The following is a 25,321-nucleotide window of genomic DNA, read 5'->3' on the forward strand; positions in this document are numbered from 1 at the left end:
GTCATAATTTCCGATCCGCCCGCATTCTGGTCCGTTCGCATCGAGCGAAGTCGAGATGCCCCTCGACCATGCGCTGACCCGACGGGTGTCTCGACTTCGCTCGACACGAACGGGATGGGAGCGACCCAAAAAGCGGCGGCCGGGGGCAGGGGGATGTGGCCCCCCGCGTCCCGGCCGCCGGCGGGGGAGATTACTTAAGCTCCGAACCGTCGAGGGGCGTCATGTCCTTCGCCGCGGCGGCGGCCTTCGCCGACACGTCGGGGGGCGAGATCACCAGGCCCTTGGCGGCCAGATAGCCGTCCTTCGCCGCACCCTTCAGGAATTCGGCGACATATTCGGCCAGGCCGGGGATCACGCCGACATGCGCCTTTTTGACATAGATGAACAGCGGGCGCGCGCCGGGATAGCTGCCGCCGGCGATCGTGTCATAGGTCGGGCTGACGCCCTGCACCGGAACCGCCTTGATCTTGTCCTTGTTCGCATCGAGGTACGAAAAGCCGAAGATGCCCAGGCTGTCAGGGTTCTTGTCGAGCTTCGAGATGATCAGATTATCATTCTCGCCCTGTTCGACATAGAAGGGCGCGCCGCGCAGGCCGGTGCACACCGCCTCATGCTTGTCCTTGTCGCTGTCCTTCAGCGCCTTCATCGCGGGGTCGGCGTCGCAGCCCTTGCCCATGATCAGTTCCTTGAACGCGTCATAGGTGCCGCTGGTCGACGGCGGGCCGAAGACCGAAATGCCGACCGCGGGCAGCGCCGGGTTGACGTCTTTCCACGTCTTGGCGGTGTTCGGCTTGCCATAAGGGTTCGCCGCGAGCGCCTTATAGACATCTTCCTCGGTCAGCTTGAAGCCGGGGCCGCGCTGCGCTTCGCCCAGCGCGATGCCGTCGATGCCGACCTGGATTTCGACGATGTCCTTGACGCCATTCTTGACGCAGGTGTCGAATTCCTTCTTCTTCATGCGGCGCGATGCGTTCGAGATGTCGGGGGTGTCGCCGCCGACGCCCTGGCAAAAGCGTTCGAAGCCACCGCCGGTGCCGGTCGAATCGATCTTCGGCGTCTTGTTGCCCGTCGCTTCGGCAAATTTTTCGCCGACCGCGGTGGCAAAGGGATAGACGGTCGAGGAGCCGACGGCGCTGATATAATCGCGCGCGGCGCCGCCCGAGGACGCCTGATCCTGACACGCCGAAAGCGCCAGCGCGGCGGTCGCGGCGCAGGCGAGCAGGCCGGTGGTGCGGGCAAATTTCTTCACCATGAAATGATCCTGTCGGGGGTCGTTACCGAACCAAGCCGCCACCCCCGCGGCGACTCGCTGAGCCGCCAATGGGGGTTTTGTGTGACGCGTTTGTGACAGAGGGTGTCATGGAAGTGTCATGAGACTTTTTGCTTTATAGTTGCTGTCCATCAAACTCAGGCTAAACTCCGTATTGGGTGTATTATGCTGCCGGGGCGGGGTGACATGGAACTAACAGAGATATCATTTTCCGGATTTAGAAGGTTTCGTGGAAACGAAACGTTGAGAATTAATGGGAAGCTCATCGGTCTAGTTGGGCCAAATGAGGCAGGGAAATCGTCTCTTTTGAATGCCATAGAAAGCCTAGGGCACGATGATCCGATATCGGCGCGGGATGTCTCGCGTGGCCTAGTGTCTCAGAATGTATCGATAGAGGCAAAGTATTTCCTAGATGGTCATGATTTGGAAATTGCTGGGCTTTCCGTTCCATCTTGGCTGAAGGTCACAAAAGACCTGAGCGGAGCGAGGGAATTTGAGATAATACCAGAGCCTCCTCTTCGGGATTTGACCAAGAGAGCGAAAATGCTCGAGGAGCTAAGCTACGCTTTTCAAAATCGCAGATTTTCCTCTAAACTTGACGAATTCTCTGGAGATCATGTTGAAGATTTCGAGAGCGTATCCAGAATCTTGGAATCAGATGTCGAAAACATGGAGAAGTCAGACATCGAAGCGGTTGGGAAGCTGGTGGATGGCCTTCTGGAAATTGTTGACGATGGTGATGCCAAGCGAATTAAATCTCTTGGTAGTCTCAAGAGCGATTGGCGTTCAGTGGAGATGGAGAAATCTCCAATAGACCGAGCAATCGATAGCATGATAGAGAGATTGCCTGTAATATTATTCTTTAAAGAAGATGATAGAGATCTTAGATCAGAATATGAGATACCCGATCTTGTGAACGGTGTTCCATCAGCACTAAATAATCTTTTGAAAATAGCTGACGTTGACGTGAGAGAGCTGCTTTCTGCTCATAGCAGTGGGAAATCCGACGTTTTAACGACTATTGAGCATGCTGCAAATCGAAAGCTTGAAAGCGAGTTTCAAGAGAGCTGGAATCAATCTGGGGTTCATGTCTCGATTAGGATTCAAGCTGATAATCTTTTAGTGCAAGTGGTCAATGAGAAATTGGAGTTTACTTCTTTTGCGGAGAGGAGTGACGGCCTTAGACAGTTTGTTGCTCTTCAATCTTTCGTAACAAGTGGCCATTCGGAGAACTTAATTCTTCTCATTGATGAGGCCGAGCAGAGACTGCATTATGACGCGCAAGCGGATCTTGTGCAAATGCTGGCCCGGCAGAATGCCGCAAAGAAAGTCATCTTCACTACGCATTCAGCCGGATGCTTGCCCGAGGACTTAGGAAATGGCGTTAGGCTGGTCCGGCCCAGCGATCGAGATCCCAGCGCTAGCCAAATTATAAATAAGTTTTGGTCTACCGAAGGTTCCGGCTTTGCTCCTCTGCTATTTGGAATGGGAGCAAGCACTCTGGCATTCTTTCCTACTAGGAATGCTGTGGTGGTTGAAGGGCCATGTGATATGCTCCTTCTTCCTACGATGTTTAGAGAGGTTCTAGACGTTGAGGTTTTGGGGTTTCAGTTTGTTCCAGGTTTATCGGAAGCTGAAAAGCGATTGAGTACTCATACAATTGGTAACCCCTCGGGTGTTTTGTATTTAACAGATGGCGACGATGGCGGATTGGAGATATTGGAATCTCTGAAAATCATTGGAATTTCAAAGGATAATCTATTCTCTTTAAAGGGCGGTCAGGGTAAAATATTGGAAATGGAAGATTACCTTTCACCTGACGTGATAGTTCAATCGGTTAACAATCTTATTGTCCGTCATAATATCGGAGCTGATCGCATCAAGGTTAGTGATGTAAAGACAGTCAAGAGAATGGAGTCTGTGGAAAACTGGTACAAGGGAAGATTTGGTGAAGGAATTAGAAAGGTTGAGTTCGCCTACGAGGTTTTAGATTTGAAATCTGACAATCCGAGCTTGCAGATTGTCGACGCCAAAAGGAGGTTGGCTTTCAATTCGGTTTGCGAAGCGGTCTTGGCAAGGTTCGAGCAAATAAAGGGAACTCGGACGAATCCATGATCCTCATCACCGGCCACGTCATCCTCACTCCCGAACATCGCGAGCGCATGATTGCGCTCGGCGCCGAGCATAGCGCGCGGTCGCGCTCCGAACCGGGGTGTCTAGCGCATAATTGCCATATCGATGTCGAGACTCCCGATAGGCTGACGTTCGTCGAGGAGTGGGAGAGCGTCGATGCGGTGCGCGCCCATTTCGCGCTGCCCGCCGCGCGCGCCTTCGTCGCCGACATGCGCGCCTTCTCGCCGCAGCCGCCCGCGATCCGCATCTATGCCGCCGAGGATATTACGGCGAAGCTGATGGGGTAAATCTCCCCGCCCGCTTGCGGGAGGGGGCGGGGGCGGGCCGCGCTTGGGTGCGCGCATCCGATGTTGATTGCCCACCCCGCTGCGACTAGCGAACGGGTTCGCAAGTCTCGCAGCCCCTCCCGCAAGCGGGCGGGGAGAGATCAGGCCGGGGGCATATGACGGGGTTCGAATTCAGCTTTTCCTTTTTCGGCCTGATCCTGGGCCTCGCGCTGGCCGAGGGGCTGGGCGGGCTGGCGCGCGCGCTCAAGGCCAGCCACCGCGTCCGCATCGGCTGGCCGACCGCGCTGCTCGGCCTGTTCGTGTCGTGCGATGTGGTGACCTTCTGGATGTACGGATGGACCCTGCGCGAGCTGTTGCCGCTGAACTGGCCGGTCCTGTTCGGCGGCTTCGTCGTCACCGCGGTCTATTTCGTCGCGGCGAGCCTGGTCTTTCCCGACGATCCGGAGGCGTGGGACGACCTCAACGCCCATTTCGACAAACAGCGGCGGCTGGTGATCGGCGGCGTGTTGCTGGCCAATATCGCGCTGGTCGCCGTCACCTGGGCCTTTGTCGGACTCCCCAGGGCGGGCACCGTGCGTGCCTTCATCCTTGCATGGTCCTTCTTCCCCGTCGCCGCGCTCGCGATCGCGGCAAAGGACCGCCGCATCGTCGTCGCCTGCCTGATCTGGCTCCTCGCGCTCTATCCGCTGTCGGCGGTGTGGCATTGAGCTGAGGGGATCTCCCGCCGCCACCGATGGGCGGCGATGGTCAGTTGACGGTCACCCATGCGCCGTTTTCGCGCCGGTACAGTCGCGGCGATACCGAGCGGCTGGCGTCGGCATATTGCGCTTCGACAAAGCCGGGCAGCATCGCGCGGACGTCGGCGGCCGCCCCGTCGGCGACGATGATCACATTGTCCGACGGAACCGCGACGATCAACTGGCCGCCCAGCGCGCGGTCGAGCGCGTCCCAGCCGTCGGCTAGCATCAGGCTGGCGAGATAATCGGTCTGGGGAATGCGCACCGCGCCGCCCGCCACCGCCTCTTTCGGCGGCAGCGTCGGCAGCACCGCGAGCACCTGTTGCCGCGCGAGCGCCTGCACCGCTTCGGCGGTCAAATGATATCGCGTCAGGTCGCGGACCATCCACATGCTGTTCGTGCTTCCCCGGTCGGCAACCACGATCATTTCCAGACCCTCGGCAAGGGGCGCCGCAAAAACGCTGTCGTCACTTGTGGCGCCGCGTTCGCTGAGAATCTGGTTGCGCCTTGCCGCGGTCCCCGCTTCGCGGACTACCAGCCGCAGGCTGCGCAGCTCCTGCTCCGCGGTGATCGCGGCGGGGTGTTCGGATTCGCTGTTCGGCGCACCGGCCTGCGCCGGCGCTGCGACGCCTGAAAGACCCGCGAAAACCGCCGCGACCTTGCCGAAAATCGATTTGCCGCCCGCCATCGCCGGTCCCGCCTCCTTCACCGATCAGGGGAGCGATCAGCCTTAGGGATGGCCGCCAACCGCCGGAACGGCAGAAATGTCCTGGTGCACCGGTGTAGCTGGCACTCCGCTACTCACTTTCCTTACCCCGGACCTGTCCGGGATGACGCGAAAGGGTGAGGGGACGGGTGCTGCGCCCTATCGTTCCAGCAACGGCGCCAGATATTGGCCGGTGAAGCTGCGCGGTTCCTTCACCACCTGTTCGGGCGTGCCGGCCGCGACGATCTCGCCGCCCTTGACCCCGCCTTCGGGGCCCAGGTCGACGATCCAGTCGGCGGTCTTGATAACGTCGAGGTTATGCTCGATCACCACCACGCTGTTGCCCTGATCGACCAGCGCCTGCAGCACTTCGAGCAGCTTGCGCACATCCTCGAAATGGAGGCCGGTGGTCGGTTCGTCGAGGATATAGAGCGTCTGTCCGGTCGAGCGGCGCGATAGCTCCTTCGCCAGCTTCACCCGCTGCGCCTCGCCGCCCGACAGCGTCGTCGCCTGCTGCCCGACCTTGATATAGCCGAGGCCGACGCGGACGAGCATTTCCATCTTGTCGCGGATCGCGGGCACCGCCTTGAAGAACTCCGCCGCATCCTCGACCGTCATGTCGAGCACGTCGGCGATGCTCATCCCCTTGAACTTCACTTCCAGCGTTTCGCGGTTGTAGCGTTTGCCGTGGCACGTCTCGCACGTCACATAGACGTCGGGCAGGAAGTGCATCTCGATCTTGATCAGCCCGTCGCCGGTGCAGGTTTCGCAGCGCCCGCCCTTGACGTTGAAGCTGAAGCGGCCGGGCTTGTAACCGCGCGCCTGCGCCTCGGGCAGCCCCGCGAACCAGTCGCGGATCGTCGTGAAGGCGCCGGTGTACGTCGCGGGGTTCGAGCGCGGGGTGCGGCCGATCGGCGACTGGTCGATGTCGATCACCTTGTCGCAATGCTCAAGGCCGGTCAGGCTGTCGTGCGGCCCGGCGACGAGCCGCGCGCCGTTGAGCGTGCGCGCCGCGCTGGCGTAGAGCGTGTCGATGACGAGGCTCGACTTGCCCGATCCCGACAGGCCGGTGACGCAGGTGAAGGTGCCGAGCGGGATCGTCGCGGTGACATTCTGGAGGTTGTTGGCGCGCGCGCCCTTCAGCACCAGGTCGAACCCGTTGCCGGGGCGACGGTGCGTCGGCACCTCGATCTTCTTCGCGCCGGTGAGGTAGGCTGCGGTCAGGCTCTTCTTGTTCGCCAGCACCTGCTTCAGCGTGCCTTCGGCGACGATTTCGCCGCCATGGACGCCCGCGCCGGGGCCCATGTCGACGACATAATCGGCGTGGCGGATCGCATCCTCGTCATGTTCGACGACGATCACCGTGTTGCCGAGGTCGCGGAGGCGCTTCAGGGTCGCGAGCAGCCGGTCGTTATCGCGCTGGTGCAGGCCGATGCTCGGTTCGTCGAGGACGTAGAGGACGCCCGACAGGCCGCTGCCGATCTGGCTGGCGAGGCGGATGCGCTGGCTCTCGCCGCCGCTCAATGTGCCGCTGGTGCGGTTGAGGTTGAGATAGTCGAGCCCGACATTGTTGAGGAAGCCGAGCCGTTCGTTGATCTCCTTCAAAATCGCCTTGGCGATCTGGCGCTGCTGGTCGTTCAGCTTCTCCTCGAGCGTGCTGAACCACCCCAGCGCGTCGGCGACCGAGCGCTGCGCCGACATGCTGATATTCTCGCCTGCGATCTTCACCGCCAACGGCTCCGGACGCAGGCGCGCGCCGTGGCACGTCTCGCACGGCTGCGCGGTCTGGTACTTTCCCAGCTCCTCGCGCATCCATGCGCTTTCGGTCTGCAACATCCGCCGGTTGAGGTTGCCGATCACGCCCTCGAACGCTTTGTGCGTCGTATAGGTGCGCCGGCCGTCCTTGAAGGTCAGTTCGACCGGTTTGCCGCCGCTGCCGTAAAGGATGATGAGCTGCACCTCGCCGGGTAGATCCTGCCACGGCGTGTCGAGCCCGAAACCATAGGCTTTGCCCAGGCTTTCGAGCACCTGCATATAATAGGGCGAGGGCGGGTTCGATTTCGCCCATGGGACGACGGCGCCTTTTTTCAGGCTGAGCGCATGGTTGGGCACGACCAGCTCGGGGTCGAATTCCAGCCGCTCGCCCAGCCCGTCGCACGCCGGGCAGGCGCCCTGCGGCGCGTTGAAGCTGAACAGCCGCGGTTCGATCTCGGCGATCGTGAAGCCCGAAACGGGGCAGGAAAATTTTTCGGAAAAGATGATGCGATTGGCCGGGATGCCGGCGCCTTTCATGGCGCCGCCGACGTCGCCGTCGCGCCCCGGAACCTCGCCATCGGCAAGGTCGACATAGGCAAGCCCTTCGGCAAGTTTCAGCGCCGTCTCGAAACTGTCCGCAAGCCGCGTCGCGATCCCCTCGCGCACGACGATGCGATCGACCACGACCTCGATGTCATGCTTGTATTTCTTGTCGAGCGCCGGTGCGTCCTCGATCTCGTAAAATTCGCCGTCGATGCGGACGCGGGTGAAGCCGTCCTTCTGCCACTGCGCGAGTTCCTTCTTATATTCGCCCTTGCGCCCGCGCACGACGGGCGCGAGCAGATAGGCGCGCGTTCCTTCGGGCAGGTCCATCACCCGGTCGACCATCTGGCTGACCGTCTGCGCCGAAATCGGCTCGCCGGTCGCGGGCGAATAAGGAATGCCGACACGCGCCCAGAGCAGGCGCATATAGTCGTAGATTTCGGTGACGGTGGCCACCGTCGAGCGCGGGTTGCGGCTCGTCGTCTTCTGTTCGATGCTAATCGCCGGCGACAGCCCGTCGATATGTTCGACGTCGGGCTTCTGCATCATTTCCAGGAACTGGCGCGCATAGGCCGACAGGCTCTCGACATAGCGCCGCTGACCCTCGGCATAGATGGTGTCGAAGGCGAGGCTCGACTTGCCACTGCCCGACAGACCGGTGATGACGATCAGCGCATCGCGTGGCAGATCGACGTCGACGCCCTTCAGATTATGCTCGCGCGCGCCGCGCACCGAAATATGGGTGAGACTCATGGGGTGGGTATGTTCCAGATTTGTTCCGGCCGCGCAAGAGGGCGCCGCTCGCTCGAACGCCTAGATAGGAAGCGGCTGCTTTGCGCGCAACGGGGCGGCGATTCCACCAACCAACCAGTGCGTTCGACCAGCGGCCTGCATCTTGCTTGACCTGCGATGGGCGCGGGCGGACAAGTCGCCATGGCCTGCGGCGGATCGGCCCTTGAACCGTGCGCGGGGGTAGGAGACTGGGGAATGAAGATGTTTTTGGGCGGCACTGCTGCCGTCGCTATCGCCGCCGCGCTGATCGCAGCACCTGTTCTGGCCCGTAATCCGGGTGCCGGCGCCCCCTTGGTCGCCGCGACTGATGCTGCGGCCGGCGCCGAAGATGGCTCGCTCAAGCCGCTGACCTTCGGAAGCTGGGGCGTCGATCTGAACGCACGCGACCCGTCGGTAAAGCCGGGCGACGATTTCGACAAATATGCCAATGGCGCCTGGTTCGCGCGCACCGAAATTCCGGCCGATCAGGCGTCGGCCGGCGTCGATTACGATGTCTATAATCTGACGCAGCGTCAGCTTCGCCAGCTCGTCACCGGCGCACCCGCGACCAGTCAGGTCGGCGGGCTTTATCAAAGCTTCATGAACGAAAAGCGCGTTGCACAACTCGGCACCAAGCCGCTGATGGCGGATATCGCCGCCGTCGCGGCGATCAAGGACAAGAGCGAGATGGCGCGCTTCATGGGCGCGTCGCAGGGAAGCTTCGGCGCCTCGATCGTCGGTGGCGGTCCCTATGCCGATCCCGACACGCCGACCGTCAACGTCCTGTGGCTCGGGCAGGGCGGGATCGGGCTTCCCGACCGCGATTATTATCTGAACGACAGCTTCAAGCCGCAGCGCGAGGCCTATCGCGCCTATATCGCGCGGACGATGAAGATGATCGGTAACCCCGATCCCGAAAAGGCCGCCGATGCGGTGCTGGCGTTCGAGACCGAGATCGCCAAGGTGAGCTGGGCGATCGCCGAGCGCCGCGATCTGGGCAAGATCAACAACCCGATGTCGTCGGAGGCGCTGGCCGCCTATGCGCCCGGGCTCGACTGGAGCGCCTGGTTCGCGGGCGCCGAAATTCCGGCGCAGAAGCGCATCATCGTCAACGAAAATACCGCGATCCGCGACATCGCCGCGCTCTATGGCAAGACGCCGCTCGACACGCTGAAGCTGTGGCAGGAATTCCATGTCGCCGACAATGCGGCCAATTATCTGTCCGATGACTGGGTCGACAGCCGCTTCGAATTCTCGAAGGCGCTGAGCGGCGTGACCGAGATGCGGCCGCGCTGGAAGCGCGGGCTGCGCCTTGTCGATAGCAGCCTGGGCGAGCTGGTCGGCGAGGAATATGCGAAGCAATATTTCCCGCCGAGTGCCAAGGCGAAGATGGAAACGCTCGTCGCCAATCTGAAGCTGGCGATGGGCGACCGCATCCGCGGCAACAGCTGGATGGCGCCCGCCACCAAGGAAGCGGCGCTTGCCAAGCTGGGCAAGATGGACGTGATGGTCGGCTATCCCGACAAGTGGCGCGATTATTCGGGGCTCAAGATCGATCTCGCCGATCTCTACGGCAATGTGAAGCGCAGCGCGGCGTTCGAATATGCCTATCAGCTCGCCGACCTCGACAAGCCGGTCGACCGCAAGAAATGGTCGATGAACCCGCAGGAAGTGAATGCCTATAACGGCGGACTCGAAAACAAGATCGTTTTCCCCGCCGGTATCTTGCAGGCCCCCTATTTCAGTGAGACGGTCGACGATGCGGTCAACTATGGCGCGATCGGCGCGGTGATCGGCCATGAAATCACCCATGGCTTCGACGATCAGGGCCGCAAGATCGACGCGAGCGGCGCCGTGCGCGACTGGTGGACCAAGGAAGATGCCGCGCGCTTCGATGCGCAGGCCAAGGGCTTCGGCGCGCAATATGCGACCTATGAAGCGGCACCGGGTGCTTTCATCAATCCCGATCTGACGATGGGCGAGAATCTCGCCGACCTTGCCGGGCTCGAGGTCGCCTATGACGCTTATCACCGGTCGCTGAACGGCAAGGAAGCGCCGGTGATCGACGGGTTGACCGGCGACCAGCGCTTCTTCCTGGCCTTTGCGCAGGCGTGGCGTGACAAGGCGCGCGAGGATGCGACCAAACAGCAGGTGGCGAGCGACCCCCACAGCCCCGCGCGCTGGCGCATCATCGGTCCGCTGCGCAACGTCGATGCCTGGTACAAGGCGTTCAACGTCGCACCGGGGGCCAAATATTATCTGAAGCCCGAGGATCGCACGCGCATCTGGTAAACCGGTGGCGCCCTTTTATCCCCTCCGCGCAATGCCGCTGGTCGCGGAACGCAACTTGCGGCAAAGCGTTGGACGGGCAGGGTGCTCGGTTTAAGGAGATTTCTCGATGACCAGATCGATTTTTGCCGCCGCGGTCGTCGCGGCGCTGATGAGTTCGGCGCCGGCGATGGCTCAGAAGCTGCCTGACGGCACGACCGCTCAGGAACGCGCGGATACCGCGAAGCTGAATGCCGAGCAGCTTGCGAAGGCGGATGCCGAAACCGCGCGCTATCAGCAGAGCGTTTCGCAATATGAGCAGCAAAAGGCTGCGATTGCCGAGCAGACGGCCGCGGCGCAGGCAAAATATGCCGATGAAACCGCCGCTTATGAAGCGGAAAAGGCTCGCGTCGCGGCGATGGCCGCCGAAGAACGCCAAAAGTGGGAAGCCGATGTCGCGGCCTGCAAGGCGGGCGACACCAGCCGCTGTGCCAAGCCGCAGCCCAAGGAATAGTGCTGCCAATCGGCACGCGATCCCGTGAGATTAAAGGGGCTCCGACGACAAGTCGGGGCCCCTTTTTATTGGCGCGCTTCCGTTCGTCCGTTGGTCGCCCTTTGTAGGCGCTTCATCTTTCAATCGACTCGTCGCTGGGGCTGATCGAAGCGCGTATGAATGGCGCAGAAAATTGGCGCATTCCGTGGGTTGCGGGATGCGAGGCGACCAGACTTCCCCGGTTACGGCGCAGCGTGTCCCGCATCCCATAACGGATGAGAGGACTCCCCCATGTCACACCGTATTGCCAAATATTTGCTCATGACAGGCGCCGCTGCATTGTCGGCAGGCGCCGCCGCCCCGGTCGCGACTGCCGCCGAGGCGCGCGTCGCGGATACCGATGATGCGCCGACGGTCATCGTGCCGTACGGCGATCTCAATCTGAGCAGCGTCAAGGGCCGCGCTCGGCTGGAAACGCGCGTACGCATCGCCATTCGCGGCATGTGTCGTACCGATCCCCGAGCGACCCTGTCTCAGCGGGCGCAGGAACGCGACTGCATTGCCCATGCGCGTCGCAGCGCCGAACCGCAGATGGCGGCGTTGTTCGGTGGCAGCGATATGAAATTGGCACTTGAACGTCCGGCGGAGGTTGCCGTCCGCTAACCGGCGGTAGAGGCGGTCATGCGCCGTGCATGATCGCCTTTACGTCGTGCAGGTAAGTGCGACCGATCCGGTGCTGTCCGCCTTCGCCCAAGTCCACGCTCCACGCCCCGTCGCCATGATGCTTGAGGCCGACGATGCCGTCGCGCCGGACCATCTTGGACCGGTGAATGCGCATGAACTGATCGGGGTTCATCCGCTCTTCCAATGATTTGATCGTCTGGTGGATCAGCCAGCTTCGGCTGCCGACATAGAGGCGCATATAGTCGCGCTCGGCCTCGATCAGATCGACTTGCGCCGCATCGATGCGCAGCATCTCACCGCGGTTCTGAACCCAGAATTCGTTGATCCACCGGCTCTTCGGCGGGGCAGTTCGCCCAGCGCTGCGCCATTCGCGCACGCGCGCCAGTGCCTTGGCAAGACGATCGGGCGACACGGGCTTGAGCAGATAGTCGACCGCGGCGACGTCGAAGGCTGCGACAGCATAGCGATCGAACGCCGTGACGAAGACGATGGCTGGCGGACAATCGAGCTTTTCGAGCGCGGTCGCCACCTCCAGCCCGTCGAGGTCGGGCATGGCGATATCGCAAAGCAACAGATCGGGCGCGAGCGCCTCGACCATGCGCAGCGCCGATGCGCCGTCGCTGGCGGTACCGACGAGCGAAACCCCGTCCTGCTGCCCCGCCAGAATCTGAAGCCGTTCGATCGCCAGCGGCTCGTCATCGACGATCAGGGTGCGCAGCGTCTGCAGCATGTCAGTGTCCTTCGCCCGCGATCGGCAGCCACAGCGATACCGCGAAGCCGCCGCTGTCCGACCGTCCCCATTCGCAGCCTGCCACCGGGCCGTAGCGTGTGATCAGCCGTTCGCGGACGTTGCCGAGCCCGAGGCCGGTGCCCGATTCGGGGGTCGGTGCGGCGGGGTCGATGTCATTTTCGATCCGGATCACGAGCAGCCCATATTCGCTGCTCGCCGACAGGCGGATCGCAATCCTTCCCTTGCTGGGAGCAACGCCATATTTGATCGCATTTTCGATGATCGGTTGCAGGATCAGCACGGGAACGCGCGCATTCTCCAGCGCTTTCGGCATCGTCACCTCGACCTGCAGGCGGTCGGGAAAGCGCGCCTGCTCGATCTGGAGATAGAGGCGCTGGAGCGCCATTTCCTCGTCGAGGCTGACGAGCTGTTCGGGATCGATCGCGAGGCTCGATCGCAGGAAGGACGACAGATTCATGATCATCGTCTCGGCCTCCGCCTGCGATCCGCGCATGACGAGCGTCGACAGCGAATTGAGTGTGTTGAACAGGAAGTGCGGGTTCACCTGATAGTGGAGCGCGCGCAGCTGCGCCGCCTGCGCCTCGACCCGGTAGCTGTTGGCGCGGCGCTCGACCGCGCGCATTTCGTTGGCATAGCCGAAGGCGACATAGAGCGCTGCCCATACCGCGAAGAAGAAATACCAGCGGATCGAGCTGTCGAGGATCAGCACCGTTTCCCAGGCAATGGGGAATTTGGACTGCACCTCTTCGATGATCTTCTGGGTATCGCCTGATGGAAACCAGTAGAAGAAGACGAGCAGATTGATGCTCGCGTAGATGACGACAAGCGGCACAGCGGCGCCCATCGCGACGGCGAGCCGCGCGCCAAAGCTTTTCGGCTGAACCCGCTGGATGAGCTGATAGAGGGTGAAGGTGCAGAGGATACCGGCGATGACGACGATCGCGCGGCGGCCGATCGCACCCCATTGCTCGGCTGCCCCGGCCAGCAAGGCCAGCCCGGTCGTGATCAGGAAATAGATCAGCCACATCGCGATGATCGAACCGATCGCGACGCGGGGATTGACGCGGGCGTCCGACGCGCGCCAGCCCGGCGATGCGGCCAGCATGTGCGCGCGCTGGTCGCGCAGCGTCTCTTTGCGGATGGTCATGTTCATTGCCGTCGCTTTTGCGCGAATATGGCGCAAAAAACTAGGTGCGCGCGCTGCGTCAGTCGAAGCCGCGCGCCTTTTGGTCGAAACGCGGCCGGTCAGGCGACGCGGGGTTGCGGCAGCGTGCGGCGCCAGTTGCCGCGGCGATAGACAATCCACGCCATCGTCAGCGACGCGAACGAGGACAGCGGAAAGCTCCACCAGATCGCATCGCCGCCGAGCGCCGGGTAACCCAGATAATAGATGCCGAGGCGGATCGGGAACATCGACAGGAACAGGATGACGAGCGGTGGCACGACCGATCCGTTGGCGCGGAGCGTTCCGATCAGCACGATCGTCGTGCCGAAGGGCAGGAAGGTCCAGGTCGCGAGCAACTGGATATGGCGCGCGGCATCGATTGCCGCGGTATCGCTACCGAGGAAAAGGGCGAGCGCAGCGCGGTCGAAAAGGAGCAGCAGCGCGATCAGCACCCCGGTCATCATCAGGTTGATCGCGATGCCGCTATTGGTGATGGTGGTGACGCGGTTCCACTTTGCAGCGCCGATATTCTGCGCGACCATGGCGCTGACCGCCGCGCCGACCGCGAGCGCGGGCATCTGGACATAGTTCCACAATTGCAGCGTCGCGCCATAGGCAGCGGCGGTGACGAGCCCTTCGCGATTGACCAGCCCGACCATCACCAGCCCGGCGCCCGAAATGACGAGCATCTGCGCGCCCATCGGCAGCCCCTTGCCGATGATGAAGCGCAGTTCCTCCATATTGGGGAGGAGATATTTGAGCTCGGGTCCGCGCAGCCGCAGCACATGGTCGCGGGCATAGAACCAGCCGAGCATCGCGATCAGGCTGATCGTCCCGGCAATCGCCGTCGCGAGCGCGCTGCCCGCGATGCCGAGGCGCGGGAAGGGGCCGATGCCGAGGATCAGCAGCGGGTTGAGCGCGATGTCGAGGACGACCGACAACAGCATGAAGCGCAGCGGCGTCACCGCGTCACCGGCACCGCGCGACGCCATCATCAGCGTTACCGTCAGCATGCTCGCCGGAATCGCGATGAAGGTCACGCGCAGATAATCGTGCGCAAGGTCAAAGGCTTCGGGCGGGGTCTTGAGCCAATGCAGGATGGTGGTCGAGGCGAACCAGCCGACGACGGCGATGACGAGCGAGAAGATCAGCGCGAGGCCGACGACAGCGCCGGTGGCGCGGCGTGCCGCGTCGGTATCGCCGCGCCCGATCGCCTGGCCGATCAGCACCGTCGCGGCCATTCCGAAGCCGAAGAAGGTCGCGAACATCAGGAACATGATGATGTTCGCATTGGCGGTCGCGGCGAGCGCGCTGCCGCCGAGGAACTGGCCGACCCACACCGAATTGATCGACCCCGACAGCGTCTGCAGCACGTTTGATGCGAGCGTCGGCAAGGCGAAGAGGATCAGCGTCTTCGCGATCGGCCCTTCGGTCAGGTTCATGCGTCCGGCGCCGCGCGCGGTCTGGCGCGGCGGAACCGGCGCGGCGGCGGGATCGGCAGCGGCGGCTACCGGCGTAACGGACGCGTTTTCGCTCACCCCAGCCGCGCCAGCGCGGCGGTCAGGCGGTCGGCCTCGGCCTCCTTGGCGGCATGGTCGGCGCGCGCCTTGTCGACCGCTTCGGGCTTGGCGCGTTCGACGAACGAGGGGTTGTTCAGCCGACCCGCGAGGCTGTCGCGTTCCTTGGTCGCGGCGGCAAGCGCCTTGGTCAGCCGCTCGCGCTCGGCGGCGATGTCGATCACGCCTTCGAGCGGGACGGTGATCGTCTCGCCCTCGACGACGAGCTGTGCCGAGGCACCAGCCGGAGCGGGATCGAAGCTGATCGCTTCGAGCCGCGCGAGGCGGTCGAGCTGCGCCGATAGCTTGTCGGTACGGCCCTTGAGCGATGCCGGAAAATGCGCGGTCAGGCGCGCGCCCGGCGGCAGGCCGAGCTCGGCCTTGGCGGTCCGCAGCTCGCTGACGAGCTTGATCAGCCAGTTCACATCTTCAGCTGCCTGTTGGTCGATGGCTGGAGCAAAGAATTTGTTCTCATTAACAACAAGAGGGGGCTCGATTATCTGTTTGGGGAATGGCTCTGGCCATTTGGCGGTGATCAGCGGATAGTCGGCGCGCTCGCCCAAACCCGTCCACAGCTCTTCGGTGATGAAGGGCATGAAAGGGTGGAGCATGACGAGGATTTGGTCGAGCACCCAGCCGGCGACGGCTTTTGTCTCGTCGTCGATCGCGCCTCTCTCGACTTCGCTCGAGACAGGCTTGATCAGTTCGAGATACCAGTCGCAGAAACGATCCCAGGCAAAGCTGTAGATCGCATTCGCGGCCTCGTCGAAGCGATAGGCGGCGAAGGCACTCTCCATCGCCGCGACGGTGGCGGCGACCTCGCCGATGATCCAGCGGTTGACCGGCAGGCTCGCGGGCGGCGCTTCGAAGCTGGTCGACGCCGAAATGCCATTGGCTTCGCAGAAGCGCGCGGCGTTCCACAGCTTGGTCGCGAAGTTGCGATAGCCCGCGAGGCGCGCGTCATCCATCTTGATGTCGCGGCCCTGGCTTTCCATCGCCGCCATGAAGAAGCGCAGCGCGTCGGCGCCATATTGGTCGATCAGGCCGAGCGGGTCGACGACATTGCCCTTCGACTTCGACATCTTCGCGCCGTCGGGCGCGCGGACGAGGCCGTGGAGATAGAGCGTCTTCCACGGCACGTCGCCCATGAACTCCATCCCCTGCATCGCCATGCGCGCATCCCAGAAGAAGAGGATGTCGAAGCCCGAGATGAGCACGTCGTTGGGGTAGTGGCGTTTCAGAAGCTCGGTGTTTTCAGGCCAGCCGAGCGTCGCGAAGGGCCAGAGCGCGGAGGAGAACCAGGTGTCGAGGACATCCTCGTCTCGGGTCAGAGCGACGCCTGTGCCAGCCTGTGCCTGCGCTTCCTCTTCGGTCTCGGCAACGAAGATGCGGCCATCCTCGGCATACCAAGCCGGAATCCGGTGTCCCCACCAGAGTTGGCGCGAGACGCACCAGGGCTGGATATTTTCCATCCAGTTGAAGAAGGTCTTTTCCCACGTCTTGGGCACGATGTTGATCCGCCCGTCGCGCACAGCGGCCATCGGCGGCTGCGCGAGCGTTTCGGCGTCGACATACCATTGGTCGGTCAGCCACGGTTCGATCACCACGCCGCCGCGGTCGCCGAACGGCGTCTGGATCGTGCGCGGTTCGGCGTCATGTTCGTTCCCGTCCTTGTCGACGTGCGGGATCAGGAAGCCGGCTTCCTTCATCCGCGCCACGACCAGTTCGCGGGCGCCATCGACACCATCGCGCTTGAAGCGGTGGAGGCCGAGATATTCCTGCGGGATTAGCCCGTCGGCCGTCTGGATGACGTTCGCATCGCCATCGAACATGTTGAGCATCTCGGCGGCCTTGAACCCCGCGCGCTTGCCGACCTCGAAGTCGTTGAAATCATGCCCCGGCGTGATCTTCACCGCGCCCGAACCGAGTTCCGGATCGGCATGTTCGTCGGCGACGATCTTGAAACGGCGGCCGGTGATCGGCTGGAGGATGTCCTTGCCGATCACGCTCTTGTAGCGCGCGTCATCGGGATGCACCGCGACCGCCATGTCGGCGAGCATCGTTTCGGGGCGCGTCGTCGCAACCTCGATATAATCGCGCCCGTGGTCGAGCGTCACGCCGTCGGCGAGCGGATATTTGAAGTGCCAGAAGCCGCCCTTCACCTCGACCGTTTCGACCTCGAGGTCGCTGATCGCGGTCTTGAGCTTGGGGTCCCAGTTCACGAGGCGTTTGTCGCGGTAGATCAGGCCCTTTTTATGGAGATCGACGAACACCTTGACCACCGCGCGGGTGAAATGCGGGTCCATCGTGAACTGTTCGCGCGACCAGTCCATCGAGCAGCCGAGGCGGCGGAGCTGGCCGGTGATCTGGCCGCCGCTTTCCGCTTTCCACTGCCAGACCTTCTCGACGAAGTCCTCGCGGCTGTAATTGGTGCGCTTGTCCTGCCGCGCTTCCATCTGGCGTTCGACCACCATCTGCGTCGCGATGCCGGCATGGTCCATGCCGACGACCCACAGCGCATCCTTGCCGCGCAGCCGCTCGTAGCGGACGAGCACGTCCTGCAGCGTGTTGTCGAGCGCATGGCCGATGTGCAGCGCGCCGGTGACGTTCGGCGGCGGGTTGACGATCGTGAAGGGTGTCGCGTCGGGACGCGCGGGGCGATAGAGCCCGCGGCTTTCCCATTCGTGGGACCATTTCGCCTCGATAGCGGCGGGATCGAAGGTTTTTTCCATCGGCATAGCCGGGCGCCTTTGCCAGTCGGGGGGCGCAGCGGCAAGGGGGGACACGCATTTGCTGCAAGCCATCGCGTGTCCCCGCGAAGGCGGGGACCCATCTTCTGCCGGTTCCAACTTGCACCGGCCGGTGATGGGCTCCCGCCTTCGCGGGAGCACGCGGTCTTGCCTATTTCTTCAGATAGCTGTCCAACCAATTAAACACGGTCTGGTGCCACTGGACGCTGTTCGCACCCTTCAGCACCCAATGGTTTTCGTCTGGAAACACGAGCAATTGCGACGGAACGCCGCGGCGCTGAAGCGCGGTGAAGGCGGCGAGGCCCTGCGTATAGGGAATGCGGAAATCCTTCTCGCTGGTGATCACCAGCATCGGCGTCTTCCATTTGTCGACATGGTTCACCGGGTTCCATTTTTCATATTCTTCGGGAACCTTGAAATAGGGGCCGCCATGCTCCCATTCGTCGAACCACAGCTCTTCGGTCTCATAGGCCATCGCGCGCGCATCGAAGACGCCGTCGTGCTGGACGAGGCATTTGAACCCGTCGGTCCACTGGCCGGCGATCCAGTTCATCATATAGCCGCCATAGGACGCGCCGAGCGCGCAGGCGTTGGCGATGTCGAGCTGTGCATCCTGCTTGCCCGCCGCCGCGAGGCCGAGCTTCAGATCTTCGAGCGGCTTGCCGCCCCAATCCTTGTTGATGCTGTCGGTGAAGGCCTGCCCGTAACCCGTTGATCCGTGGAAATCGACGGTGACGACGCCATAGCCCTGTTGCGCGAACAGGCGGGGGTTCCATCGCGTCGACCAGCTGTTGCCGAAGCTGCCCTGCGGACCGCCGTGGACGATGAAGGCGACCGGCAGCTTCGCGGCGGTCGCATTCGCGGGCTTGAGGATCATCCCCCACACCTTGTCGCCATTGGCGCCGGCGAACTGCATGCGATCGAGCCGCACCGGGGCGAATTCGGCCATGCGGTCGGCGTTGACCGCGGTGAGCTGCGTCACCTTGCCCTTGGCATCGCGGACATAGACGTCGGTGGGGGCTAGGGCGGTGTTGCGCGCATAGAGCAGCGCGCCGCCGGGCAGCACGCTGACATCGCCGATGTTGCCGTCGAAGGCTTCGTTCGACGCCTTCAGCCGTTCGACCTTGCCGCTCGCTGCGTCGACGCGGAACAGGGGATGTTCAAGCGTGTCCTGCGCGGTGACGAACAGTGCCTTGCTGTCGGCGGCCCAGGCGATCGAGGCGACCGAGCGGTCCCAGTCGTCGGTGAGCTTGCGCGTGTCGCCGGTCGCAAGGTTGCGCAGCATCAGCACCTGCCGGTCAGCCTCATAACCCGGCCGCGCCATCGCGACATAGGCCAGCCATTTGCCGTCGGGCGACGGGGTGGGCAGGGTGTCGGTCGCCTGGTTCGCCTCGGTCAGATTGACCGGCATCATGCGGCTGTCGACCAGCCAGCTATAGATGTCGAGGTTGGTCGAGGTCGGCTCGTGGCGATCGGCCTTGCGCAGCGTGAAATAGACGGTGCGGCTGTCGGCGCCCCAAGCAAGCTCTTCGCCGCCGCCAAAGGGTTTCGACGGCGTGTCGCCGACCAGTCCGGCCGCGACCGGCCGCGCCGCGCTAGCCTTGCCGTCCGCCAGATTGAAAACGAAGGGGCGGCTGTGGGTGCCGGGGGTTTCCCACGTGTCCCAGTGACGGACGAAGCCGGTTCCGTCCTTGTAGAGGCGCCCGCTGCCGGGGCCGACAAGCGCGCCCTTGTCCTTTACGTCCTTCGCGTCGCAGCCGAAATCGGCGCACTCCATCGGGATGTCGCCCCATGCGAGCAGGCGCGCGCCATCGGGCGAAATCTTGAAGCCCGCGACATCGGCCTTGGTATCAGTAACCTGCGTCGCGGGCGTGCCGGCCTTCGGATCGATCCGCCAGACCTGATCGCTGCCCGAGGCGTTCGAGATGAAATACAGACTGCCGTCGGGCGCAAAGGCCGGCGATGCTTCATTCTTGCCGGGCGCATCGGCGATTCGTGCGGGCTTGGCGTCCTTGGCCTTGCGATCGACGAGCCAGAGCCCGGTCGAGCGCTTGTAGGTTTCGGGCGCGGTCTCGGTCATCTGGAACACGACCCATCGCCCGTCAGGCGAAGCCGTGGGCGCAGCGACGCGGTTGAGCGTCGCAAGATCGACCTCGGTCATCGGCCGGGCGAGAGCGGGCGTGGAAAGGGCGGCGGCGAGCGCGAGCGCGCTGGGGATAAGAATGTTACGCATGCCGCGGGTTTAACGCTGCGGCGGGCGGGTTCAAGTCCTGATGGCGGTGGACGTAGTCCAGTGCGAACCGGTCTCCGGTCGGATTCCCAACTTAACGGGAAAATAACGGGAAATTCCGGCATTTCGCGTGCCATCAGGCTGGAGCGCTCCGCGATGCGCGCCGGATTTCCCGCGGCACGCCGATAAAATCCTGTTTCTCGATAACGGGAATTTGTCGGGAATCCCGGATGATTTAACGGCATGAGCTACGGCATAGACGGGAAGTGCCAGAAAAATTTCAAAGCGCTCTTGCAAACCGAGCGGAGAAGGTATCCATTAAGGTCAAGCCTTCGAGAGAAGGCGTTTCGACCAGCCAAGGAAGGATCGGTCGACCAGTGTTTGCGCAGACGCGCGGGCCGGTCGGTTTCCTTCCGCGAGACCCCCGCCGCGCGCCAGCGCCGGCGGGGGTTTTGCTTTGGAGGTTGAAATGGTTGTAAAGCGTTTGAAGGAAGGTAGTTTAAAGGGAGCCAAGCTCGACAAGACGGGACGACGTCGCAACGCGCTCGCGTCGCGGCGATTGGTGGCCGAGCGTAGCGGGCGGAACGATCCGCTTCCGACACTGCTGTTCGAGACGGCGGCGATCGCCGAACTCCGGTCCACGGGACATGAAGTCCGTAAGCTCGACCAGAAACATGTTGAAGCAATCGCGCGTTCGATCACCAGCCACGGTTTCTGCGTACCGATCCTCATATCAGGTAATCTGGTTGTCGATGGCCAGGCCCGCATCGCGGCGGCGACGCAACTCGGAATTCGCGAAGTGCCGGCGATCCAGTGTCAGCATCTCGATGAGATCCAGATCAGGACCCTTCGGCTAGCCTCGAATAGATTAGGCGAGAAAGGGGAGTGGGATCTCGATCAATTGAAGGTCGAATTCGAAGAGCTGATCGAATTCGGTGCCGATCTCGATGATACCGGCTTTTCGCTTGAGGAAGCGGATATCATTCTCGCCGATCCGATCGATCCGGAAACCCCCGGTGAGGATGATTTACCGGAACCGCCTGCCATACCGACTACCAAGGTCGGCGACATATGGAGTTTAGGAAAGCACCGCATAATTTGCGGCGATGCGCTGAATGAGGGGGCTTTCGGGGCGCTCATGGGCGACGAAAAGGCGGATGCTGTCTTCACCGATCCGCCGTACAACGTTCGGATTAAAGGCAATGTTAGCGGCCTCGGCAAGAAGGTTCACGACGAGTTCGTGATGGGGTCGGGCGAATTGACCCGCGACGGGTTTCGAGACCTCCTTCTTCGATCAATAACGCTCCAGAGTAAATGTCTACGCGAAGGCAGCGTCCTGTTCGTCTTTATGGATTGGAGATCTATCTCCCTCCTTTTCGACGTCGGCGAGACTGCAGGCCTCACGCTGATCAATCTTGTGGTTTGGTATAAGCAATCGGGGGGTATGGGCGCAATGTATCGCTCTGCCCACGAACTGATCGCCGTTTTCTGCAAGGGCGAAGCACCTCACACAAACAATGTCGCGCTCGGCAAAAATGGTCGCGATCGGCAGAACGTTTGGTGTGCACCCGGTGCGAACCGACCGGGATCCTCAGCGAATGCAATGCTCCAGCATCATGCGACACCAAAACCTGTCGAGCTGATCTGCGATGCGATTCTCGACGTCACCTCCCGGGGCGAAACGGTTATCGACAGCTTTCTGGGGTCGGGCACCACACTGATCGCGGCCGAGAAGACCGGTCGGATTTGCTGCGGGATCGAGCTGGAGCCGCGCTTTGTCGATGTGTCGATCCGGCGTTGGCAGGAGTACTCGGGACAGCGCGCCGTTCTCATCGCGACCGGAGAAAGCTTCGACGAGGTCACCGTCAGGCGGGCGTCTGGCGTCAGGGACGAGGGGGAATAATGATGACGACGGTTTATGGCAGAGACGGGGAACCGACCGGGCACCCGAACTACGAGGTCGGTTATGGCCGGCCACCGGAAAAGACGCGCTTCAAGAAAGGGAACAAAAGCGGCAGGGGAAGGCCCAAGGGCTCACCCAATCTGAAGACCATGGTCAACCGGATTGCCGACGAGAAGGTTTCGGCAAAAATCCAGGGAAAGCCAGTCAAGATGAAGCGCAAGGAGCTCATGCTTCTCCACGTCGCCACTCTTGCCTGCCAGGGTGATCTCAAGGCTCTCGACCGCTTCCTGCCCTTGGTCGAGCGTTTTGAAGATGCCCAGGAAGCGGTTGTAATTCCCACAGAAGACACGCGCGAAGACCTTGCCGCGATCGAAGAATATCTCCGATACCATGGCAGGTCGGGAGAGACTGATGGAGCTTGACCCTCATTCAGTGCGCCGTGCTCACGACCAGCTGTGCCAAAGCGACCTCGCGGTGTTCACACGCGGCGCGTTCCGACAGCTTCACGACGAGCCCTACGAGGATAATTGGCATATCCACGCCATTTGTCATCGGGTCGGTAAGATGTTCGATGGGAAACACCGTCGGTCGATCATTTCGATGCCTCCTCGCACGATGAAGAGCTTTATCGGCAGCGTGTGCGCGCCCGCCTGGATTCTGGGTCGGAACCCAAGCGCGAAGATTATTTGCGCATCTTACGCCCAGGATCTGTCAGCAAATTTTGCGTTCGAAATGCGCCGGTTGATGCAGACCGATTACTATAGGCGCGTTTTTCCCAACACACATCTCGATCCCAAAAAGACCAGTACCGAGGAGGTCAGAACAACGCGAGGCGGATATCGCTTGTCGACGTCCGTTGGTGGTACGCTGACGGGCCGCGGCGGTGACTTCATCATCATCGATGACCCTATCAAGGCGAAGGACGCCTATTCCGAGGTTGCCCGAGATGGTGCCTATGATTGGTATCGTAACACTGTCACCAGCCGACTGAATAATCCCAAAACGGGCCGCATTCTCGTGATTGCGCAGCGCCTTCATATGGAAGACTTGCCGGGGCGGCTCCTTGATGCCGGAGGATGGGACGAGCTTGTTCTACCCCTGGTTGTGGATCGCGAGCAATATATCGAGGTCGCTCCGATGCGGCAGGTTGAACGTCCTGCCGGAAACATTCTGCACGATGCCCGCTTTTCAGATGAAACGATTTCGCGCCTCCGTGCGGAAATGGGAGAGCAGGATTTTGAGGCCCAGTACAACCAGCGGCCGCTGCCACCCGGAGGCGCGATTTTCAAACTTGCATGGCTGCAACGATTTGACGAGCGTCCACCGCCATATCAGGTTCAAGGAATATTCCAGAGCTGGGATACGGCATACGAACTGAACGATCATAATGACTACAGCGTCTGTTCGACCTGGGCGCTGTCGGGGAAAAAATGCTATTTGCTCGACATCTATCGGGAGAGGCTCTCCTTCCCCGAGCTAGAAAAGGCCGTTCTCGCGCTACGGGCTAAGTGGTGCGCCGATCTCGTGATTGTTGAAAAGGCGGGGGCTGGCATAAGCCTGTACCAGAACCTTCGATTTCAGCGGCACAACTGGATTTATGACCTGAAACCCGTGGGCTCGAAGCAGGATCGTGCTTCCCAGCAGTCACCCAAATTGGAGCGTGGGGAAATCTGGGTTCCCCGACAGGCTCCCTGGCTCAAGGCGTTCGAAGATGAACTCGCCAGCTTTCCGCACGCTCGGCATGACGACCAAGTCGATAGCATCGTTCAGTTCCTCGCTGCCGTCGACACCGGAAGATTGCTGACCGAAGCTGACTTTGCGAAGCGACGGTGATCTATCGCGTCTCGAAGCCCCCGAGAACGATGTTGGTAGGATCGAGCACGAGACCGCACTGAATGTCGGCGATCAGTGCGGACACCTCGTTCTTGACCTCGCGCGGGTTCCGAATCGTTGGTGTCGACGGGTAGTCATAGAGGGCGCTCAGATAATAGGGAGCCTTGGGCGCGACCACGAATGCGAGTTGAAGCGTAGGCTTTAGCCGCATCGCATCCTGCGGCGACATCGGAATGCTGCCGGCGATGTTGCTGCCGTTCTGCGCCGCCGGGAAGAGCGCGTCCTTACCGTACACCGCTTTGGATTCGAAAATCCCGCGCGTACGCCGGAATATCTTGGAGACTTGGGTCTTAGCTCCGTAGGAATTGGATGCGGAATAAGAGCCGGTGACAGTCTCGTCTTCTTTGATGACGACATCGATATTGAGGTAGCTCGATTCCATGACTCCGCGATAGGGGGCGCCCGGACCAAAGAGCGCGTCGGCATTGAATCCGAGATTCCGGAAGGCGTAGGAGACGATGTTGAGCTGCTGGGCATCGGCGTCGTAGAGCAGGTGCTTCCGGTCCTCCGGCGCCTTTCGAACAATCAGGGTTCCACCGAGTTTCGCGATCGCTGCGCTCTTCCGGCTATTATATTGGTCGGTACTTTCGAACTCGCCTTTCTCACCGATCGCCCGAAACGGAGCCATGACGTCGTCAATATCTCGCGGCGCAACGACCTGCCCAACATAGGATGCGCATGATTGTGCATGCGCAACAGGTGGCATCAATACGCTTCCCGCCGCCAAAACCAACGCAAGCTTCATATACCCTCCATCGCGGTCGTCTGCCCAATTGCGTGTCGACGATCAGTGACGCATCTAGTGCTCTGTGAGAGCGGCAAGTCAAGTTCATTGTCACTGATCGTCTGTAGATCAATCAGTCACATGGCGCTCTTTAATCGGGCGTGGATATACGCGTTCGCCTCGGTCGGAATGTTCGAAGCCTCAGGGAAGAGCGAGGCTGGAGTCAGGAGGATTATGCTGACCGTGCCGACATCCACCGCACCTATGTCAGCGACATCGAGCGAGGACGGCGGAACCCAACAGCCACGGTAATCGAGAAACTTGCCAAGCCGTTTGAGATCGCGCCGGGGCGTTTGCTGGATTAGGCGAATTCTTCGCCATCGTTGGTCGGCCAAAATCGCGGCTACTGTATCGGCGAGCGTAGCGCTTCAATTGCTTCTGCGAGAATTGCTATCCGATACCCCAGCTCAATTAGTTGGGAGACGTCGGGGCCAGCTTCGTTGTCTGGCGGAAACGCCGCAATCGTTGCGGCATCTTCAGCGGCGATCAGCGCGAGGTTGAGCAACCCGCGTGCCGGAGCGCATTCGATATGTGGTTCGCGTTTCATTCCATAATGAATGCTCGAATGATGAATTAAGTCCAGTGACAAGATAGGTATAGACGAGAACTGTGATTAAATTTCACACATATTCCGCGCGATAT

The 25,321-nt window shown here is 61.5% G+C and carries 20 protein-coding genes; 10 read left to right on the plus strand and 10 right to left on the minus strand.

The features are described from left to right. Positions 1-190: 190 nt before the first annotated feature. Positions 191-1,252: a substrate-binding domain-containing protein gene (locus tag ATE59_RS08505; RefSeq protein ID WP_058812041.1), complete on the minus strand. Its 1,062-nt coding sequence runs from the start codon at positions 1,250-1,252 to the stop codon at positions 191-193. Between the two features lie 204 nt (positions 1,253-1,456). Between ATE59_RS08505 and ATE59_RS17540 the strand changes: the two genes are divergently transcribed. The 3 genes from ATE59_RS17540 to ATE59_RS08515 all read left to right on the plus strand — a co-directional run bounded on the left by ATE59_RS17540 (position 1,457) and on the right by ATE59_RS08515 (position 4,397). Then, entirely contained in the window at positions 1,457-3,385 is a 1,929-nt protein-coding gene (locus ATE59_RS17540; protein WP_197409147.1) for an AAA family ATPase, read from the plus strand. Next, positions 3,382-3,690 (plus strand): putative quinol monooxygenase, encoded by a 309-nt coding sequence (locus tag ATE59_RS08510; protein WP_058812042.1) that lies wholly within the window; start codon positions 3,382-3,384, stop codon positions 3,688-3,690. Before ATE59_RS17540 ends, ATE59_RS08510 begins: the two co-directional genes overlap by 4 nt. A 155-nt stretch (positions 3,691-3,845) precedes the next feature. Further along, a complete protein-coding gene (locus ATE59_RS08515) occupies positions 3,846-4,397 on the plus strand; it encodes a hypothetical protein (RefSeq protein WP_058812043.1) in 552 nt (183 codons plus the stop codon). Positions 4,398-4,437: 40 nt separating this feature from the next. On the opposite strand, the gene ATE59_RS08520 is transcribed toward ATE59_RS08515, so the two are convergent. Next, positions 4,438-5,115 (minus strand): hypothetical protein, encoded by a 678-nt coding sequence (locus tag ATE59_RS08520; RefSeq protein ID WP_058812044.1) that lies wholly within the window; start codon positions 5,113-5,115, stop codon positions 4,438-4,440. Positions 5,116-5,292: 177 nt separating this feature from the next. Beyond that, on the minus strand, positions 5,293-8,184 hold the full coding sequence (uvrA, locus tag ATE59_RS08525) for an excinuclease ABC subunit UvrA (RefSeq protein ID WP_058812045.1): 2,892 nt from the start codon (positions 8,182-8,184) through the stop codon (positions 5,293-5,295). Positions 8,185-8,418: 234 nt separating this feature from the next. On the opposite strand from uvrA, the gene ATE59_RS08530 reads away from it, so the two are divergent. From ATE59_RS08530 to ATE59_RS08540, 3 genes are all read left to right on the plus strand, one after another. Then, on the plus strand, positions 8,419-10,494 hold the full coding sequence (locus ATE59_RS08530; protein ID WP_058812046.1) for a M13 family metallopeptidase: 2,076 nt from the start codon (positions 8,419-8,421) through the stop codon (positions 10,492-10,494). Positions 10,495-10,600: 106 nt separating this feature from the next. Beyond that, the gene (locus tag ATE59_RS08535; RefSeq protein WP_058812047.1) at positions 10,601-10,984 is read left to right on the plus strand and encodes a hypothetical protein; all 384 of its coding nucleotides are present in this window, start codon (positions 10,601-10,603) and stop codon (positions 10,982-10,984) included. A gap of 300 nt (positions 10,985-11,284) precedes the next feature. Beyond that, on the plus strand, positions 11,285-11,626 hold the full coding sequence (locus ATE59_RS08540; RefSeq protein WP_058812048.1) for a UrcA family protein: 342 nt from the start codon (positions 11,285-11,287) through the stop codon (positions 11,624-11,626). A 16-nt stretch (positions 11,627-11,642) separates the two neighbouring features. Here ATE59_RS08540 and ATE59_RS08545 read toward each other — a convergent pair whose 3' ends face one another. The 5 genes from ATE59_RS08545 to ATE59_RS08565 form a co-directional block, all read right to left on the minus strand. Continuing rightward, positions 11,643-12,377 (minus strand): LytR/AlgR family response regulator transcription factor, encoded by a 735-nt coding sequence (locus tag ATE59_RS08545; protein ID WP_003039043.1) that lies wholly within the window; start codon positions 12,375-12,377, stop codon positions 11,643-11,645. A 1-nt stretch (position 12,378) separates the two neighbouring features. Further along, entirely contained in the window at positions 12,379-13,545 is a 1,167-nt protein-coding gene (locus tag ATE59_RS08550; protein WP_231737217.1) for a sensor histidine kinase, read from the minus strand. A gap of 98 nt (positions 13,546-13,643) precedes the next feature. Further along, the gene (locus ATE59_RS08555) at positions 13,644-15,005 is read right to left on the minus strand and encodes an MATE family efflux transporter (protein WP_058812154.1); all 1,362 of its coding nucleotides are present in this window, start codon (positions 15,003-15,005) and stop codon (positions 13,644-13,646) included. 92 nt (positions 15,006-15,097) lie between these two features. Then, a complete protein-coding gene (locus tag ATE59_RS08560; protein WP_058812050.1) occupies positions 15,098-17,857 on the minus strand; it encodes a valine--tRNA ligase in 2,760 nt (919 codons plus the stop codon). Positions 17,858-18,020: 163 nt separating this feature from the next. Next, positions 18,021-20,102 carry a S9 family peptidase gene (locus ATE59_RS08565; protein WP_058812051.1) on the minus strand — a complete coding sequence of 694 codons (2,082 nt, stop codon included), beginning with the start codon at positions 20,100-20,102 and terminating at the stop codon, positions 18,021-18,023. A 454-nt stretch (positions 20,103-20,556) separates the two neighbouring features. Between ATE59_RS08565 and ATE59_RS08570 the strand changes: the two genes are divergently transcribed. The 3 genes from ATE59_RS08570 to terL are packed head-to-tail and all read left to right on the plus strand — an operon-like array spanning position 20,557 to position 23,835. Then, a complete protein-coding gene (locus ATE59_RS08570) occupies positions 20,557-22,002 on the plus strand; it encodes a DNA modification methylase (RefSeq protein ID WP_156416741.1) in 1,446 nt (481 codons plus the stop codon). Further along, a complete protein-coding gene (locus ATE59_RS17790) occupies positions 22,002-22,424 on the plus strand; it encodes a DUF5681 domain-containing protein (protein WP_156416742.1) in 423 nt (140 codons plus the stop codon). Before ATE59_RS08570 ends, ATE59_RS17790 begins: the two co-directional genes overlap by 1 nt. Beyond that, a complete protein-coding gene (terL, locus tag ATE59_RS08580) occupies positions 22,414-23,835 on the plus strand; it encodes a phage terminase large subunit (RefSeq protein WP_197409148.1) in 1,422 nt (473 codons plus the stop codon). The genes ATE59_RS17790 and terL overlap by 11 nt, the downstream gene beginning before the upstream one ends. Position 23,836: 1 nt before the next feature. Here terL and ATE59_RS08585 read toward each other — a convergent pair whose 3' ends face one another. Next, positions 23,837-24,640 carry a hypothetical protein gene (locus tag ATE59_RS08585; RefSeq protein WP_156416743.1) on the minus strand — a complete coding sequence of 268 codons (804 nt, stop codon included), beginning with the start codon at positions 24,638-24,640 and terminating at the stop codon, positions 23,837-23,839. A gap of 140 nt (positions 24,641-24,780) precedes the next feature. Between ATE59_RS08585 and ATE59_RS17545 the strand changes: the two genes are divergently transcribed. Next, on the plus strand, positions 24,781-24,984 hold the full coding sequence (locus ATE59_RS17545) for a helix-turn-helix domain-containing protein (protein WP_082657356.1): 204 nt from the start codon (positions 24,781-24,783) through the stop codon (positions 24,982-24,984). A gap of 38 nt (positions 24,985-25,022) precedes the next feature. Here ATE59_RS17545 and ATE59_RS17795 read toward each other — a convergent pair whose 3' ends face one another. Beyond that, positions 25,023-25,226, minus strand: a complete 204-nt coding sequence (locus ATE59_RS17795) for a hypothetical protein (protein ID WP_156416744.1) — start codon at positions 25,224-25,226, stop codon at positions 25,023-25,025. Positions 25,227-25,321: the final 95 nt, after the last annotated feature.

It is taken from the genome of Sphingopyxis sp. A083, assembly GCF_001468495.1.
GTDB classification, from domain to species: Bacteria; Pseudomonadota; Alphaproteobacteria; order Sphingomonadales; family Sphingomonadaceae; genus Sphingopyxis; species Sphingopyxis terrae.